Source organism: Porphyrobacter sp. THAI-01a, assembly GCF_056868655.1.
Genome location: NZ_CP180579.1, coordinates 754,360 through 770,539, shown reverse-complemented (window position 1 = coordinate 770,539; position 16,180 = coordinate 754,360). Strand labels below are relative to the sequence as shown.

Annotated in this window: 14 protein-coding genes; 5 read left to right on the top strand and 9 right to left on the bottom strand. The window is 68.5% G+C overall.

The annotated features are described in order from the left end of the window. Positions 1-7: 7 nt before the first annotated feature. Genes ACMX37_RS03765 through ACMX37_RS03755 form a run of 3 tightly spaced genes read right to left on the bottom strand, consistent with a single transcriptional unit; the run spans position 8 to position 2,935 of the window. Positions 8-958, bottom strand: a complete 951-nt coding sequence (locus tag ACMX37_RS03765) for an MlaD family protein (protein ID WP_483147581.1) — start codon at positions 956-958, stop codon at positions 8-10. Positions 959-1,008: 50 nt separating this feature from the next. Next, positions 1,009-1,812, bottom strand: a complete 804-nt coding sequence (locus ACMX37_RS03760) for an ABC transporter ATP-binding protein (protein WP_483147580.1) — start codon at positions 1,810-1,812, stop codon at positions 1,009-1,011. 10 nt (positions 1,813-1,822) lie between these two features. Continuing rightward, complete coding sequence (locus tag ACMX37_RS03755) at positions 1,823-2,935, bottom strand: ABC transporter permease (RefSeq protein ID WP_483147579.1); 1,113 nt, start codon at positions 2,933-2,935, stop codon at positions 1,823-1,825. Between the two features lie 107 nt (positions 2,936-3,042). Here ACMX37_RS03755 and ACMX37_RS03750 point away from each other — a divergent pair, with 107 nt between their 5' ends. From ACMX37_RS03750 to ACMX37_RS03740, 3 genes are all read left to right on the top strand, one after another. Then, the gene (locus ACMX37_RS03750; protein WP_483147578.1) at positions 3,043-5,859 is read left to right on the top strand and encodes a valine--tRNA ligase; all 2,817 of its coding nucleotides are present in this window, start codon (positions 3,043-3,045) and stop codon (positions 5,857-5,859) included. 121 nt (positions 5,860-5,980) lie between these two features. Beyond that, the gene (locus tag ACMX37_RS03745; protein ID WP_483147577.1) at positions 5,981-6,607 is read left to right on the top strand and encodes a class I SAM-dependent methyltransferase; all 627 of its coding nucleotides are present in this window, start codon (positions 5,981-5,983) and stop codon (positions 6,605-6,607) included. Between the two features lie 62 nt (positions 6,608-6,669). Next, positions 6,670-7,404, top strand: coding sequence for a 7-carboxy-7-deazaguanine synthase QueE (locus ACMX37_RS03740; protein ID WP_483147576.1), 735 nt, complete (start codon positions 6,670-6,672; stop codon positions 7,402-7,404). 247 nt (positions 7,405-7,651) lie between these two features. Here the strand turns inward: ACMX37_RS03740 and ACMX37_RS03735 are convergent, their stop codons facing one another. The 6 genes from ACMX37_RS03735 to ACMX37_RS03710 form a co-directional block, all read right to left on the bottom strand. After that, positions 7,652-9,349, bottom strand: a complete 1,698-nt coding sequence (locus ACMX37_RS03735) for an ATP-binding protein (RefSeq protein WP_483147575.1) — start codon at positions 9,347-9,349, stop codon at positions 7,652-7,654. Positions 9,350-9,446: 97 nt separating this feature from the next. After that, a complete protein-coding gene (locus ACMX37_RS03730; RefSeq protein WP_483147574.1) occupies positions 9,447-10,193 on the bottom strand; it encodes a TIGR02186 family protein in 747 nt (248 codons plus the stop codon). 32 nt (positions 10,194-10,225) lie between these two features. Next, the gene (locus ACMX37_RS03725; protein ID WP_088915152.1) at positions 10,226-11,143 is read right to left on the bottom strand and encodes a sulfite exporter TauE/SafE family protein; all 918 of its coding nucleotides are present in this window, start codon (positions 11,141-11,143) and stop codon (positions 10,226-10,228) included. Positions 11,144-11,244: 101 nt separating this feature from the next. Then, positions 11,245-12,357, bottom strand: coding sequence for a hypothetical protein (locus tag ACMX37_RS03720; protein WP_483147573.1), 1,113 nt, complete (start codon positions 12,355-12,357; stop codon positions 11,245-11,247). Further along, complete coding sequence (locus ACMX37_RS03715; RefSeq protein WP_483147572.1) at positions 12,354-13,787, bottom strand: glycosyl transferase family protein; 1,434 nt, start codon at positions 13,785-13,787, stop codon at positions 12,354-12,356. Before ACMX37_RS03715 ends, ACMX37_RS03720 begins: the two co-directional genes overlap by 4 nt. Before the next feature lie 119 nt (positions 13,788-13,906). Continuing rightward, positions 13,907-14,344, bottom strand: a complete 438-nt coding sequence (locus ACMX37_RS03710; RefSeq protein ID WP_483148353.1) for a VOC family protein — start codon at positions 14,342-14,344, stop codon at positions 13,907-13,909. A 76-nt stretch (positions 14,345-14,420) separates the two neighbouring features. On the opposite strand from ACMX37_RS03710, the gene ACMX37_RS03705 reads away from it, so the two are divergent. Both ACMX37_RS03705 and ACMX37_RS03700 read left to right on the top strand, forming a co-directional pair. Continuing rightward, positions 14,421-15,173: an SIMPL domain-containing protein gene (locus ACMX37_RS03705; protein WP_483147571.1), complete on the top strand. Its 753-nt coding sequence runs from the start codon at positions 14,421-14,423 to the stop codon at positions 15,171-15,173. A gap of 176 nt (positions 15,174-15,349) precedes the next feature. Further along, positions 15,350-16,156, top strand: a complete 807-nt coding sequence (locus tag ACMX37_RS03700) for a metallophosphoesterase family protein (protein WP_483147570.1) — start codon at positions 15,350-15,352, stop codon at positions 16,154-16,156. The last annotated feature ends 24 nt before the right edge of the window (positions 16,157-16,180 follow it).

Genomic DNA, 16,180 nt, shown 5'->3' with positions numbered 1-16,180 from the left:
GGCCGGATCATTGGGGCTTGTAATCGGGCAGCGACTTGCCGCCCACCAGCGCGCCCGCACCCTCGCTCTCGAGCTTCTCGGTGACCGAGCGCAGCGCGCGGCTGGTGGCGCGCAGGTCCTCGAGCGTCGCTTCGGCATTGGGCAGCGTGGTGGTGCGCAGCTGGCGCGCGGCCGGGCGCGTGTCCTCGAGCGTGGCAGCGAGCGAGGCGAGCGCGGCATTGGCGCTCTTGAGCGTCGCGCGCAGTTCCTGCGCCAGCGGCTCGCCCTGCTTGTTGAGGAGGCCGTCGGTGCTCAGCGCCAGCTTCTCGACCGCATCGAGCGTCTGGTTGAATTCCTGCATAGTGGTGCGGAATTCCTTGAGGTTCTGGGTCAGTTCGGGGGTCGCGTCGGCCAGCCCGCCGGTCAGGCGGTTGGAGTTCCTGAGGATGCCGGCCAGCTCCTCCTGGTTCTCCGGCCCGAGAATCTGGTTGAGCTGTTCGGTCAGCGTCGCCAGCCGCTCCAGCAGCAGCGGCGCGTTGGCGACGATCTCGCCGAAACCGCCGCGTCCCGGGGGGATCACCGGGCGGCCTTCGGGGCAGGCGGTGGTCTCGCAGGTGATCGGCGGATTGTCCTTGCGCGCACCGTCGAGCAGGATCGTCGAAACGCCCGTGAAGCTCGCCTGGATGGTGGCCTGGGTGCCGACCAGAATCGGCACGTCGTCCTTCACCTTGACGCGCACCCGCACGAATTCCGGATTGTCCTTGGCGAGCGCGATCTCGGTCACCTGACCGACAGGCACACCCGCGAAAGTGACCTGGCTGCCCTGCGCGAGGCCCGAGACCGACTGGTTGTAGAAGATGTCGTATTCGTCCTGCGCGCCCTCGTTCAGCCGCGCGATCCAGACGATGAACGCCGCCAGTGCCGCCAGCAGCACCAGCGTCACCGCACCGACCCACAGATGATTGGCTCTGGTCTCCATGCCTGTTCCCTATGCGGCCCGTGCGGGCGGCTTGTCCAATGTTCTCTCGCTCATGCCGGCTCACCCCTGAGGTGGGCGTCATGGGCGCTGCGGCCGCGCGGGCCGTTGAAGTATTCCTCGATCCAAGGGTGCCCCGTCGCGATCAGTTCGGGGATGGTGCCGACCGCGATGATCTTCTTGTCGGCGATCACCGCCACGCGGTCGCAGATCTCGTAGAGCGTATCGAGATCATGGGTTATGAGAAACACCGTAAGGCCAAGCGTCTCCTGCAATTCGCGGGTCAGCCGGTCGAACTTGGCCGCGCCGATCGGGTCGAGCCCGGCGGTGGGCTCGTCGAGGAACAGCAGCTCCGGATCGAGCGCCAGCGCCCGCGCGAGCCCGGCGCGCTTCTTCATCCCGCCCGACAATTCGCTGGGATATTTCTGCACCGCATCCTCGGGCAGGCCGGTGAGCATCACCTTGTAGCGGGCGATTTCGGCGCGGAAGGCGGGATCGAGACCGGGGAAGAACTGCTTGATCGGCACCTCGACGTTCTCGCCCACCGTCAGGGTCGAGAACAGCGCGCCGCCCTGGAACAGCACCCCCCAGCGGCTGCGCACGGCAAGGTCGTTCTCGGCATCCTCGCCGCACAGGTTGTGGCCGAGCACCCGGATCCGCCCCTCGGCGGGGGACTGGAGGCCGATGATCGAGCGCATCAGCACCGACTTGCCCGTGCCAGACCCGCCGACAACGCCGAGGATCTCGCCCCGCCGCACCGTCAGGTCGAGCCCGTCGTGGACAGCGAAATCGCCGAAGCGGTTGACCAGTCCCTCGACCACGATCACCGGCTGGCCGTCATCGGGATGCGCGTTCATCTTCATCGCCTCATCCCCATCCGATCTCGGTGAAGAACACCGCGAAGAAGGCGTCGAGCACGATCACCGCGAAGATCGCCGAGACCACCGCCATCGTGGTGCGGCGGCCGACCTCCTCGGAATTCCCGCGCACCTGCATCCCGTGGTAGCACCCGGCGAGCGCGACGATGAGGCCGAAGACCGGCGCCTTGATCAGGCCCACCCACAGGTCGTGGGTGGGGACCACCTCCTGGATGCGCAGCAGGAAGGTGAAGAACGGGATGCCGAGCGCGAACTGCCCGACCACCGCCCCGCCGATGATCGCCAGCAGCGCGGCGAAGAAGCCGAGCAGGATCATCATGAAGGTCGCCGCGACGATCCGGGGGATCACCAGCACCTCGATCGGCGAGATGCCGATGGTGCGCATCGCGTCGATCTCCTCGGTCAGCTTCATGGTGCCGAGCTGCGCGGCGAAGGCGCTGCCGGACCGGCCCGCCACCATGATCGCGGTCATAAGCACGCCGAGTTCGCGCAGGGTGATGCGGCCGACGAGGTTCACCGTCAGCGCCTCGGCGCCGAACTGTTCGAGCTGCACCGAGCCCTGCTGGGCGATGACGATGCCGATCAGGAAGCTCATCAGCCCGATGATCGGCAGGGCCGAGACGCCCACCAGCTCCATCTGGTGCACCAGCGCGCGGATCGGGAAGCGGGTCGGATGGCGCGCCAGGCTGGCGATGCCGATCAGGATCTGCCCGAAGAAGCCGACCACGCCGTAGATGCCGCCGCGCGCGCCGAACACCTTCTCGCCCACCGCCAGCGGCACGCGCTCCCACACCGGCAGGCGATGGGCATGGATGTGCCCGCCGGCGTCGATGTCGCGCATCGCCGCCAGCAGGCGCTGGGCCTCAGGGCTGGCGCCGGTGATCTCGCTGCCGTGCTCGCGCGCGAAGCGGCACACCACCCAGGCGCCGACGGTGTCGATCTCCTCGACCCCCGCCAGATCGACGCTGCCGACCGGGCCGGCGATGTGCTTGAGCTCGCGTTCGAGCGGGCCGATTTCGGAAAGGATGAGCTGCCCCGACAGCACCAGCCGGGTGCCATCCGCGCCTGCTTCCTCCAGCGAATGTTGGGCGGCGCTCTGCATCGGCCTAGGCTATGGGGCGAATTTTCCCGCCTCGCAAGGCTCTCGCGGCGAAGCGCGGGTGCCTTGCATCATTGCATCGCAACATAGGTTGCGGCATGGCGCGGCCCATGACGAGCGAGACCTTGCCCACCACTTTCGACCCCGCCGACATCGAGGCGCGCTGGTACCAGCATTGGGAAGCGAACGGCTGCTTCCGCCCGGAGCGCCCCGACGCCGAGGCCTTCACCATCGTCAACCCGCCGCCGAACGTGACCGGGAGCCTCCATATCGGCCACGCGCTCGACAACACGCTTCAGGACGTGGTGATCCGTTACGAGCGGCTGCGCGGCAAGGACGCCTTGTGGGTGGTCGGCACCGACCATGCCGGGATCGCCACCCAGATGGTGGTCGAACGCCAGATGGAGGCGCGGCAGGACAAGCGCACCAACTATTCGCGCGAGGATTTCGTGGGGAAGGTGTGGGAGTGGAAGGCCGAAAGCGGCGGCACCATCACCCACCAGTTGCGCCGCCTCGGCTGCTCGATGGACTGGAGCCGCGAGCAGTTCACGATGGACCCGCACTTCACCAAGGCGGTGATCAAGACCTTCGTCGATCTGTACAACGACGGCCTCATCTACCGCGACAAGCGACTGGTGAACTGGGACCCGAAGCTCAAGACCGCGATCTCCGATCTCGAGGTCGAGACGCAGACCATCGCTGGCAGCTTCTGGCACCTCAAATATCCGCTCGCGGACGGGGTGACCCTGCCCGACGGGCGCGATTATCTCGAGGTCGCCACCACCCGGCCCGAAACGATGCTCGCCGACATGGCGGTGGCGGTGAACCCCGAGGACGAACGTTACAAGAGCGTCGTCGGCAAGCATGTGATCCTGCCCCTGACCGGTCGCCGCATCCCCGTGATCGCCGACGAGCACGCCGATCCCGAGTTGGGAAGCGGCTGCGTCAAGATCACCCCGGGCCATGACTTCAACGACTTCGAGGTCGGCAAGCGCGCGGGCTTTGCCGCGGGCGAGATGCTCAACATGCTCGATGCCGAGGCGAACGTGTGCCAGACCGCCGACGGGCTGGTGCCGGCGGAATTCCTCGGTCTGCACCGCTTCCGCCGCGACGGCGTGGACGGCGCGCGCGAGCTGGTGGTCAAGCGGATGAAGGAGCTTGGCCTCCTCATCCCGCACGTGACCAAGGACAAGGACGGCAACGCGGTCGAGCACGACGCCGAGCCGCGCCAGATCGCCACCCCCTTCGGCGACCGCGGCGGCGTGGTGATCGAGCCGTGGCTGACCGACCAGTGGTATGTGAACGCGGCTGAACTCGCCAAGAAGCCGATCGAAGCCGTGCGTTCGGGCGACATCCAGATCGTCCCCAAGACGTGGGAGAAGACCTTCTTCAACTGGATGGAGAACATCCAGCCCTGGTGCGTCTCGCGCCAGCTGTGGTGGGGGCACCGGATTCCGGCGTGGTTCGCGGACGATGGCCGCTGCTTCGTCGCCGAAACCGCCGAGGCCGCGCAGGCAATGGCGGGCGAAGGCGTCGCGCTGACGCAGGACGAGGACGTCCTCGACACGTGGTTCTCCTCCGCCCTGTGGCCCTTCGCCACGCTGGGGTGGCCGGATGAAAACACCTCCGTTCGCCCTGAGCCTGTCGAAGGGCCGCACTTCTCTTCGGAAGTGAAGGACGGGGCTTCGACAAGCTCAGCCCGAACGGGTCTTTTGCAAAAACACTTCCCCAACAGCCTCCTCATTTCCGGCTTCGACATCCTGTTCTTCTGGGACGCGCGGATGATGATGATGGGCTTCTACAACATGGGGCAGAAGCCCTGGGACAGGCTCTACCTCCACGGCCTCGTGCGCGCGGCGGACGGGGCGAAGATGTCGAAGTCCAAGGGCAATGTGGTCGATCCGCTCGGCCTCATCGACCAGTACGGGGCGGATGCGCTCCGGTTTTTCATGGCGGCGATGGAAAGCCAGGGCCGCGACATCAAGATGGACGAGAAGCGGGTCGAGGGATACCGCAACTTCGCCACCAAGCTCTGGAACGCGGCGCGCTTCTGCCAGTCGAACGGCATCGGCGCGTCGGACACGATCAAGGCCCCGCCGGCGCGGCTTGCGGCCAATCAGTGGATCATCGGCGAGGTGCAGGCCTGCGTCTCCGCGATCGAGAGCGCGATGGCGGACCTCAGGTTCGACGCGGCGGCGAACGCGATCTACCAGTTCACCTGGTCGAAGTTCTGCGACTGGTATCTGGAGCTGATCAAGCCGGTCTTCGCCGGTGATGCCGACAGCCCGCCCGCCGTGGAAACCCGCGCAGTGGCCGGCTGGGCGCTCGACCAGATCCTCGTCATGCTCCACCCCTTCATGCCCTTCATCACCGAAGAACTGTGGCACAAGCTGGGTGAGCGGCCCTACGAACTGATCGTGGCCCAGTGGCCCAAGCCCGAGGCGGAGGTCTCCAGGGAAGCGACCGACGCGATCGACTGGGTGATCGACCTCACCACCAACACCCGCAGCGCGAAGAACGAGCTCGGCATCGCGCCCGGCGCCAAGCTGGCGGCGTGGCTGGCCGCGCCTTCCGACGTCGCGGCGCGCACCATCGAGCGGTCGAGCGCCGCGATCGAGCGCCTTGCGCGCCTTACCCCCGTGACCATCGGCGAGGCACCCGCAGGCCCGGCGATGCAGGTGACCGCGGGCGAGGACGTGTTCGTCATTCCGCTTGAAGGGATTGTCGACATCGCGGCAGAGAAAGCCCGGCTCGAAAAGGCGCTGGCGACCAGCACCAAGGAAGCAAAGTCGCTCGAAGGCCGTCTGTCGAATCCCGCATTCGCCGAGAAGGCCAAGCCCGAAGCGGTCGAGAAGGCCCGCGCCGATCTCGCCCACCACGCGGGCGAGGTGGAGCGGCTGACGGCGGCCCTCAAGCGGTTGGGATAGCCATCGGGGCCGCATCAGACGCGGCAAATAAGCGGCGAGCCGTTGTTCATGGGCCGGGAGTGGTTGAAAACCCGCTCCCCGGCGCATTGTCGAACGCGGCGCAGGCCCTAAGGGTGGGCGGATGAACCGACCCGCCCATGCCGCCACCGCTCCGCGCAGATCGCGCAAGGCGGTTGCCAGCTTCGCCCAGTCCGCAGCCGTTTTCTTCCGGGGATTCCTCGATCACCCGCGCATGGTGGCCTCGATCGTCCCGTCCTCGCGCAGCACGATCAATGCCCTCCTCGAACGGCTCGACTGGGACCGCTGCCGCCTTTTCGTCGAATACGGGCCGGGCGTCGGCACCTTTTCGGCAGCGATTCTCGAGCGGCTGCACCCCGAGGGGACCTACCTCGCGATCGACACCAATCCGCGCTTCATCGAGTTCCTGCAGCAGACTATCGACGACAAACGGTTCCACGCGGTGCTCGGCTCGGCCGCCGATGTCGATGTCTTCATCCGTGCGGCGGGGCACGAGAAGGCCGACTACATCCTGTCGGGCCTGCCCTTCTCCGCCCTGCCCGACGAACAGGGGCGGCAGATCGTCGATGCCTCCTACCGGATGCTGCGCGAAGGCGGGGCCTTCCTCACCTACCAGTTCCGCGCGACCGCGCGCCGCCTGACCGCGCAGCGTTTCGGAACGGTGGAGACCGGGCTTGCGCTCTTCAATGTCCCGCCCTGCCTGCTCACCTGGGGCTGGAAGCTGGCCTAGGCGCGTCCGTCCCGCAGGCGGGATGCATTTGCGAGGGACCGCATTCGTGGCATAGGCGCGCCATGAACCTCGCCCTCGCCACCGACGACACCAACGGGCCGGAAATCTTCGCCTCGCTTCAGGGCGAAGGGCCGTCTGCCGGTATGCCGGTCGCCTTCGTGCGCCTGTCGCGCTGCAACCTCGCCTGCACCTGGTGCGACACGGCCTATACGTGGCGGTTCGAGGGCGACAACCGGCCGCACCGCGACGGGATCGCGTTCGACCGCAAGGCCAACCAGGTGACGCTCTCGCCGGCCGAAACGGCGGAGCGGATCGCGGCACTGGGCCAGAAGCGCCTCGTCATCACCGGCGGCGAGCCCCTGCTTCAGGCCCCTGCGCTCGCCGAGATGCTCGCGCACCTGCCCGACATTGCGGTCGAGATCGAGACAAACGGCACCGTCGCGCCCCTCGTGCGGCTCGATGTCCGGGTCGATCAGTACAATGTCAGCCCCAAGCTCGCGCACAGCGGCAACCCCGCCGACCTCGCGCTGATCCCCGAGCGGCTCGACGCCTGGGCGAGCGACCCGCGCGCCTTCCTCAAGTTCGTGGTGGCCTCGCCCGAGGACGTGGACGAAGTGCTGGCGCTCCACGACCGCTACCGTTTCCGGCCCGAGCGGGTGTTCCTGATGGCCGAAGGCACCGACAGCGCGACCCTGCGCGCGCGGCAGGCGTGGCTGTCAGAGCTGTGCCTGAAGCACGGCTTCCGGATGAGCGACCGGATGCACATCCATCTCTACGGGGATACGCGGGGGACGTAGTTTGTTTGCGTCCGCGCCTCCGCGCGGACGTCCTCGGCGCTACTCCTTCGCTACGCTACGGGCACCTGCGGGCGGCCGTTCGGCCTTGCAGCCCGTCCGTTGGCGGGCCGAGGCACCGCCTCCCACGATATGAAGGGCTGATTTCGGTCGCGCAGCGACCGCGAGCGCACGCGCGCGAGCCGCAGGTGCCCCGTAGCGTAGCGGAGGGAACAGCACCGAGGACGGGCCCGCGGAGGCGGGCCCGCTATCAACCTTGACTCCGCCAGCGCATCACCACGCGCTCGACCAGTTCTTCCTCGCCGCCGTCGCGGTTCCACAGTTCGACGAAGCTCGGGTCTTCCGAAGCCGGACGCTTGTGTTCTTCGAGCGCGTCGAAGCTGACGCGGATCGGGATCGCCACGCCCTCGCCGCAGATGATGCATTCGCGGTTGCGCAGTGCCGGGATCGAATCGAGGAACCCGCGCGCGCCTTCGGGCATGGCGGCCTTCACGAAGGCCTGGTCGCGGTCGTTGTTGAGGCGCATCGAGATGATCGTGCCGCACTGCGACAGCACGCCTTCGGCAAGGTCCGAGGGGCGCTGGGTGATGAGGCCGAGCGAGATGCCGTATTTGCGGCCTTCCTTGGCGATGCGGCTCAGGATCTTGCCGACCGACGAGCCATCGGCGTTCTTCTCGTTCGGCACGTAGCGGTGCGCTTCCTCGCACACCAGCAACACGGGCCGGGTCTTCTCCTCGCGGCCCCAGATCGCGAAGTCGAACACGAGGCGGCTCAGCACCGCGACCACGGTCGAGGTGATGTCGGACGGCACGCCCGAGACGTCGATGATCGAGATCGGCTTGCCGTTGCCCGGCATGCGGAAAATCTTGCCGATGAAGTCGGCCATCGTGTCGCCGACCAGCATGCCCGAGAACATGAACTGGTAGCGCGGATCGGCCTTGATCTCGTCGAGCTTGCCCTTGATGCGCATGTAGGGCGCGCTCGAGGTCGCCTTGTCGAGCTTGCCCATCTCGTCCTGGAGGATGTTGCCGAAATCCGACAGGAGATAGGGGATGGGCGAATCCACCGTGATCTTGCCCATCGTCTGCGCCAGCCGGTTCTTCTGCCGCGCGCCCAGCAGGCACTTGGCGAGAATGTCGGCATCGACCTGGCGTTCGTTGCCGCTGCTGGTGAGCAGCACCTCGCAATGTTCCTCGAAGTTCATCAGCCAGTAGGGCATCTGGAGGTTCGAGACGTCGAGGATCTGCCCCGTGGTGCGGAAGGCGGCGGAATATTCGCCGTGCGGGTCGATCATGACGATGTGACCCTTGGGCGCGGCCTCGCAGATGCGGTGCAGGATCAGCGCGGCGCTGGTGGACTTGCCCGTGCCGGTCGAGCCCAGCAGGGCGAAGTGCTTGCCGAGCATGGCGTCGATGTAGAGGCCGGCGCGGATGTCCCTCGTCGGGAAGACCTTGCCGATGGTGATGCTGGCGCGCCCGTCGCTGGCGTAGATCTGTTCGAGGTCGCGGGTGGTGGCGGGATAGATCATCGCGCCGGGGATCGGATAGCGGGTGACGCCGCGCTTGAAGCCGTGGATGCGGCCCGTCAGCTTCTCCTCGCCGCCCTCGCCGAGAAAGTCGATATGGGCGATGATCCCGCCTTCGGTGCGGCGGTCCTTGCGCTGGTCGCGCACGTTGGCGAGCAGCCAGGCATCGCCGACGCGGATCTTGACCTGGCTGCCGACCTGCCCTGCCATCTGGACGGAAGGATCGGCATCCTTCATGCATTCGTTGATGCGTTGCAGGTCGAGCGCGATCTGCGAGCCCGAGCCCGAGATCTCCAGCACCACGCCGATCGGCAGGCGCGAATTCTCGTGGGTGCCGCGGGCATAGGCCGCCGCCACTTCCTCGGCGCCGACCGGGTCGGGCCCGGTGAAACGCTCGAAATCCTGTCTCGGGTGATCGGTCATTGGCGCCCTTCCCTCGCGCTATTCTGCGCAATCCCCCGGGGGATAGGGCCGACGAGGTTAAGATCGCGTCAACGCAAACCTTTCCAAGACAAGGGCTTCAGGCCCGCGCGAACAGCCGTCCGGCCAGCCAGCCCATACCCAGCGACAGCGCGATCGCGCCGAGGCCGTAGAAGAACGACCATCGCTGGGCGGCGGTGACCACCTGCCCCTCGAGCCCGGCCTTGACCACCTCGATCCGCGCGGTCGCGCTCGCCAGCACCCGGCCGCGGGCAATGGCGAAAGTCTCGGCGGTGTAGCGTCCGGTGGTGACGTTGGAGGGCAGGTCGATGCGCGCCTGGTAGAGCACCTTCTCGGCGATCCGCACCCCGCGCGGGTTCTCCTGGTAGAGTCCCTGCCCGCGGCGCAGCGCCACCAGCCCCTGCGCGAAACGGGCCTGTTCCTCGGGATCGATCTGGCCCGAGGGGGAGAGCTGGATGAAGTCGGTGCCGAGCTCGTAGATGGCCGCCGTCCGCTCGTCGACGATATCGGCCACGGGCCGCGAGGAGGCGACCGCGAAGAAGGCAGGGGCGGAGCGGAAGTCGCTCGATCCGGCATTCATCCAGATGCCCGCGATGCGCTCCTTCTCGCGGATGCGCACCGGCTCGGTCGGGCCCTTGAGCACCACCACGATATCATAGTCGGTGCCGCGCCCTCCCGTGCCCTCGGGGTCGATCACCGCGCCGTAGAGCAGAAGCCGCGCGCCGGTGAAGCCCTGCCGCACCTCGATCCGCGACTGGCTGACGGCGGGCACCAGCACGGGCTCGCGCTGGGCGAGCGCGGGGGTGGCTGTCAGCGCCCCCCACACGACGAGCAGGCAGGCAAGCCGCCCGGCCAGCCTCAAAGCGGCACCACGGTGTAGATCTCGTCGGGCTGGACGCCGAGGCCGTAGAGCATCCTCAGCGCGATCACGAGCACCAGCGCGGCGAGCGCGAGGCGCAGGTATTCGGGCCGCGCCTTGAGGGCGATCTGCGTCCCGAACTGCGCCCCCAGCACCGATCCCAGCAGCAGCAGCGCCGCCAGCACCAGATCGACCGCCTTGGTCGTCAGCGCGTGGGTCATGGTCGTCACCATCGTCACGAACAGGATCTGGAACAGCGAGGTGCCGACCACCACGTTGCCGCTCATGCCGAGGATGTAGAGCATCGCCGGCACCAGCAGGAACCCGCCGCCCACCCCCATCAGCATGGTCAGCACGCCGACCGCCATGCCGAGGATCATCGGCGCGAGCGGCGAGATGTAGAGCCCCGAGGCGTAGAAGCGCCAGCGGTAGGGCAGGCTGGCGACGAGCGGATGGTGGCGGCGCTTCCTGACCTGCGGCCCGCTCTTGCCGAACAGGCCGGGGCGCAGCGCCTCGATCGCCTCGCGCATCATCAGCGTGCCGATCGAGCCGAGCATTACCACGTAGAGGATCGAGATCACCACATCGATCTGGCCGACCGCCTGGAGCGCGCTGAACAGCGCCGCGCCGATCAGCGCGCCGATCATCCCGCCGCCGACCATCACCGCGCCCATGCGGTAGTCCACCCCCTTGCGCCGCGAATGGGCGAGCACGCCCGATACGCTCGCGCCGGTGACCTGCGTGGCGGCAGAGGCGGCGGCGACCGTGGGCGGGATGCCGTAGAAGATCAGCAGCGGGGTGGTCAGGAACCCGCCGCCGACGCCGAACAGCCCCGACAGGATGCCCGTCAGCCCGCCCAGAAGGACGATGTAGAGCCCGTTGACCGAGAGATTCGCGATGGGCAGGTAGACGTCCATGCGGGGCAGGCTAGCCGAGGCGGCGGGGCGTTGAAAGCCGCGCCGGATACTTGTTCCATGATCGCGCCGACCTCTTGTTGCAGACCGCCCGGCCCTTCCCTTCAGAAACCGGTGGAGAGCGTCGCCGCGACGCCAGAGCCGGGGGAGGCATCGCCCGCCACCCGCGCGCGCCAGTCGACGGTGAGGCGCGCGGGCACCGTGCCGATACGAGTGTCGAGCCTGACGGTCGGGCCCATGTCGAACCGCTCCGCATCGCGCTGCGCCCCGCCCCATGCGGCAAGGCCGAGGCTGACGCGCAGGGCCGTGTCGCCAAGCCGCGCCGCCTGCGGCACCTCGCGGGTGATGGCGGCGACCCCATCGGCGAAGGGGGTCGTTCCCCGGCCGCCGACCCAACCCGCCTGCCCGTAGGCCTCGAGCCGCGCGCCGAGCGGCAGGGGCAGCGGGGGGATCTCGGTCACTGCATAGGCGGCAGGGCGCCAATCGTCGAAAAAGGCAGCGTCGGTATAGCGCAGCTCGCCCGCCACCCGCACCGGCACGCGCGGCAGGGGGCGAAGCGAGGCGCCGGCCGCGACTTCGCTCTCCCCCCGCCGCACCAGTGCCCGGTAGGCGCGGGCGTAGAGGCGGGGGTCGCGCGGGCTGGACGGGGCGAGGCGGTATTGCAGCACCGCGCCCGCCTGGCTCGCGCCGTAGATCGGCACGCGCCCCTGGCTGACCGGAGCGGCGTCGGAGCCCTGCCGCCAGAAGGCCCAGGCATCGAGCGACCAGCGCCCCGGCTTTGCAGAGGTCGGCGCGGGGACGGTGGCCGCGCTTGCAGGCGGAGGGAGAAAGGGCGCGGATGCAGGTGCGGTCGGCGGGGCGGCTTCGGGCGCTCGCATGTCCGCCGAGGCAGCAGGCGCCAGGTCCCCGGCGGCAACGCGCGCGCGCGGGGCGAGCCTTGCGGGCGCGGCAACGTCGCGGCGCTCCCGCCGCTGGCGAGGCAGGTCTCCGGCTGCCGGGATGCCGGTCCATGTCTCCCGCGACGTCAGCGGCGGCGCCAAGCCGTCCCATGTCGCCGCAGGGCGCCGCATCGCGACCGGGATGGCGACCGCGCCTGCGTCCGGCACGAAGGGGTGCTCCCACCACATCACGCGCGCCGCGCCCCAGCCGCCGATCAGCAGCGCGAGCATCACCAGCGGCCCGCCGCGGGCCGGAGCGCGGCGGGCCGCCCCTGTCATCGACGGACCGCGCCGACGAGGCGGGCCTCGGTCGGGTGATAGTCGTGCTCGGTCTTGTCCCAGGCCGCCGCCGTTCCGCCCAGCGTGCGGATATAGGCCATCACCGCGCGCCGCCCGGCGATGATCGCGATGACGTTGGCGAGCGGCAGGCGCAGCACCGCGCGCAGTCCCTCGCCGATCCCGTATTCGCGCGCGGTGAAGGCAAAGCGCATCGCGATCCGCCAGCCGAAGGCGAGGCCGTTGGCGATCAATACCGCCGCCAGCAGCGGGGTCAGCGGCGGCGGTTCGGCAAGGCCTGTCGCCACCATCAGCCCCATCGCGCCGGTGAGCACCACCAGCGCATAGCCCACCAGCAGCACCAGCGCCGTCATCGGCCCGCGCCGGTCACGCGCGCGCATCCAGTATTCGCTCACCCCGCCGTCCCAGCCGACGCGGTCCCAGCCCTGCAAGGCGATGCCGAGCACCCAGCGGCTCTTCTGGCGCACGACGGTGTCGAAACGGTGCGGGAACAAGGCGCGGGTGGCGATCAGCCGCCCGTCGTCGCCGCGCACCCGCACGAAGCGGCAGCGCCCCCCGGCGGCGGCGATGGCGAGGCCGAGCTCGTAATCCTCGGTCAGGGAATCGCTGGCGAAGGGCAGGCCCTGCCCGCCCTCGGCGCCCTGCCGCGCGGCCAGCCAGCCCAGCGCCCGGCGCGATACCGCGCAGCCCACCCCCGCCCCCGGCAGCGCCGCGCCCAGGGCATCGCGCACCACCAGCGCCTTGCCATGCGCCTCGGCGAATTCCTCGCAGTAATGGGCGCCGATGTGCCGCGCGAGCCAAGGGCGCTGGCGCGGCACCAGCGGCTCGACCGGCAGCTGCACGAAGTCCGCGCCCGCCGCCACGCTCTCGTCGAGCAGGCCGAGCGCGCCGGGATCGACCATGTCCTCGGCATCGTGGAACACCACCATCGCGAAGCTGCGGCCGCTGCGCGCCTCGTCGAGCGCCATCGCGGCGTGGAGGCGGTTGAGGCAATCGGCCTTGGTGGTCGGCCCGTTATGGCCGTGGATCACGAGCCTCAGGCGCACATCCCCGCGCGCGGCGGCGATCGCCGCGCCGAGCGTGGCGGGGTCGTTGCGGTAGCAGCCGACGAACAGGCGCAGCTCGGGCTGCGGCCAGGTGGCGAACAGGTGGCGGATGGTCTGGCCGATCACCGCGGACTCCTGCCAGGCCGGGATCAGCACCGCGACCGGCCCCGACAGCGGGCGGCGCAGCAACGCCCCGCGACTGCGGCGCGGCGTCACCGCGCGCCCTGTCACCCTGAGCCAGAGATAAGCGGCATCGACCGCCAGATCGTCGAGCGCCCCGATCAGGAAGAACACGCCTGCGAAAAGCAGGAGTTCGTGCTGCAGCAGGGCAAGCCCCTGCCACAGACCAGGCTCCGTGATGGACAAGGCGACCCCCTTCCCCAAGTAAGGCGTCAACCTACGTTTACACGGCGTTTAATGCAATACTCTTGATTCTTTTGGTGGTTTAAATCGTTTTAATTGCGGGCGTCCAGTAAACCTGACGCCTACCAGCTGCCGACATTGGGCATGCTGGCCCACGGCTCGGCCGGTTCGAGATAGCCTTCCTGGAGCAGTTCGATCGAAATGCCGTCGGGCGACTTGACGAAGGCCATGTGCCCGTCGCGCGGGGGGCGATGGATGGTGTGGCCGGCGTCCATCAGCCGCTGGCAGGTCTCGTAGACATTGGCGACACGGTAGGCGAGGTGGCCGAAATTGCGCCCGCCGGTGTATTCCTCGGGCGCGCTGCCGTCTGCGGGCGGCCAGTTGTAGGTCAGTTCGACCTCGGCAAGGCCCTCCTGCCCGGGCGCGGCGAGGAAGATCAGCGTGAAGCGCCCCTGTTCGCTGTCGAAGCGGCGCACCTCCTCGAGCCCGATCAGCTTGAAGAAGGCGACCGTTGCCTCCGGGTCGGCGACGCGGATCATCGAGTGCAGGTATTTGACCATCGGGCTTTCCATTCAAAAACGGTTCATCGACGCTGGTGCACAACTCGTCGCACCAACTCTTACGGGGGACAATGCGATGAGCGGTGACGAGATGCAACCTGCGACTGCGCCGGGCGGTGGCCTCGGCGGGCCCGACAACCTGCGCTGGTTCGGCGCGGCGGGGATCCTCGCGGTCGGCATGATTACGGGCGGATACCTGCTGGGTGACGGGCTGCTGCGCGCCAAGGATGCCGAGCGCGCGGTCACCGTGCGCGGGCTGGCCGAGCGCGACGTGACCGCCGATCTCGCCACCTGGACGATCTCCTATTCCGCCTCCTCGGCCAGCCTTGCCGAGGCGCAGGACAAGGTGCGGCGCGACACCGCCGACATCGAGGCCTTCTTCAAGGAACTGGGCTTCCCCGCCGATGCGCTCCAGCCGACCGGGGCCAACGTCACCAGCTTCACCAGCGACGGGATCACCACCTACACCGTCCGCCAGCGCCTCGCGCTGCGCACCACCGACATCGCCCGCGCGCAGAAGGCGGTCGCCCGCCAGTTCGATCTGGTGGGCCGCGGGGTGTTCCTCGAGGAAGGCTCCGGGATGGCCTACACCTTCACCAAATTGAACGACATCAAGCCCGACATGGTTGCCGCCGCCACCCGCGACGCGCGTGCCGCCGCCGAGCAGTTCGCCAAGGATTCGGACTCGGGTGTCGGCAAGATCCGCAACGCCACGCAGGGCTACTTCGAGATTGAGGCGCGCGACGGCGAGGCCGGCGGCTGGGGCATGGCCGACAGCCCCTACAAGAAGGTGCGGGTGGTCACGACGGTCAGCTTCACGCTCGACTGACGCTTGGCGTGCGATGTCCGTTGAACGCCAATTTCGCACCGTCCATCGTGCGCGCCGGAGGGTCTGTTGCGCACCTGCGTTGTCGGGAGTATGCGCGCCCCTCTGCCAAAGCGGCGCGCCTCCCCGCCCTCCGGCAGAACCGGCCGGAGCCGCATAACCGGACAGCCTGATCGATCATGCTTCATAGACTGCGCGAATTTTTCCGTCCCCCACCGCCGGCCAAGCTGCCGGAAGTGCCGGCGGGCACGCGCTACTACGCGGTCGGCGACATCCACGGGCGGCTCGATCTGTTCAACGCGATGATTGCCGCGATCGAGGAGGAAATCGCCGCCGCGCCGGGGCTCGATCATCACGTCGTCCTGCTCGGCGATCTCGTCGACCGCGGGCCGGACAGCGCGGGCGTGGTCGAACGCGCGCGCGCCTGGCAGCAGGCCCGCAACGTGCGCATCCTCGCCGGCAATCACGAGGAGATGTTCCTCGCCGCCTTCACCAAACCCGAGGCGCTGCGCCACTTCCTCAAGCACGGCGGGCACGAGACGGTGCTGAGCTACGGCTTCTCCAGCAAGCAGCTGGCGCGGCTGGAACTGGAGGAGATCTTCGAGCGCCTGCCCCAGGTCGTCTCGCAGGCGACCCGCGACTACATCGCCTCCTTCGAGACGATGATCCGCGCCGGAGACTATGTCTTCGTCCATGCCGGGATCGACCCGTCGCGCCCGCTCGCCGAACAGAAACGCAGCGACCTCTTGTGGATCCGCGAGCGGTTCCTGAGCCATGAAGGGCCGCTCGAGAAGGTGGTGGTCCACGGCCACACGATCTTCGACCGGGTGATGGACTGCGGCAACCGCATCGGCATCGACACTGGCGCTTTCCGCTCCGGTGTGCTTACAGCCCTCGTGCTCGAGGGCGATCAGCGGCGGATCCTTCAGGCCTGCACCGACGAGGCCGGATCCATCGCGATTTTCCATGGCGAGCGCCCGCGTTAGCCCATAGACGGCGGTGCCACGCAG

Excerpts from the sequence above, each read along its gene's own strand:
- ACMX37_RS03750 (WP_483147578.1), top strand. The coding sequence starts at position 3,043 with ATGACGAGCGAGACCTTGCCCACCACTTTCGACCCCGCCGACATCGAG.
- ACMX37_RS03725 (WP_088915152.1), bottom strand. The coding sequence starts at position 11,143 with ATGGACGTCTACCTGCCCATCGCGAATCTCTCGGTCAACGGGCTCTAC.
- ACMX37_RS03765 (WP_483147581.1), bottom strand. The coding sequence starts at position 958 with ATGGAGACCAGAGCCAATCATCTGTGGGTCGGTGCGGTGACGCTGGTG.
- ACMX37_RS03745 (WP_483147577.1), top strand. The coding sequence starts at position 5,981 with ATGAACCGACCCGCCCATGCCGCCACCGCTCCGCGCAGATCGCGCAAG.
- ACMX37_RS03735 (WP_483147575.1), bottom strand. The coding sequence starts at position 9,349 with ATGACCGATCACCCGAGACAGGATTTCGAGCGTTTCACCGGGCCCGAC.
- ACMX37_RS03700 (WP_483147570.1), top strand. The coding sequence starts at position 15,350 with ATGCTTCATAGACTGCGCGAATTTTTCCGTCCCCCACCGCCGGCCAAG.
- ACMX37_RS03705 (WP_483147571.1), top strand. The coding sequence starts at position 14,421 with ATGAGCGGTGACGAGATGCAACCTGCGACTGCGCCGGGCGGTGGCCTC.
- ACMX37_RS03710 (WP_483148353.1), bottom strand. The coding sequence starts at position 14,344 with ATGGTCAAATACCTGCACTCGATGATCCGCGTCGCCGACCCGGAGGCA.
- ACMX37_RS03760 (WP_483147580.1), bottom strand. The coding sequence starts at position 1,812 with ATGAACGCGCATCCCGATGACGGCCAGCCGGTGATCGTGGTCGAGGGA.
- ACMX37_RS03755 (WP_483147579.1), bottom strand. The coding sequence starts at position 2,935 with ATGCAGAGCGCCGCCCAACATTCGCTGGAGGAAGCAGGCGCGGATGGC.
- ACMX37_RS03720 (WP_483147573.1), bottom strand. The coding sequence starts at position 12,357 with ATGACAGGGGCGGCCCGCCGCGCTCCGGCCCGCGGCGGGCCGCTGGTG.
- ACMX37_RS03740 (WP_483147576.1), top strand. The coding sequence starts at position 6,670 with ATGAACCTCGCCCTCGCCACCGACGACACCAACGGGCCGGAAATCTTC.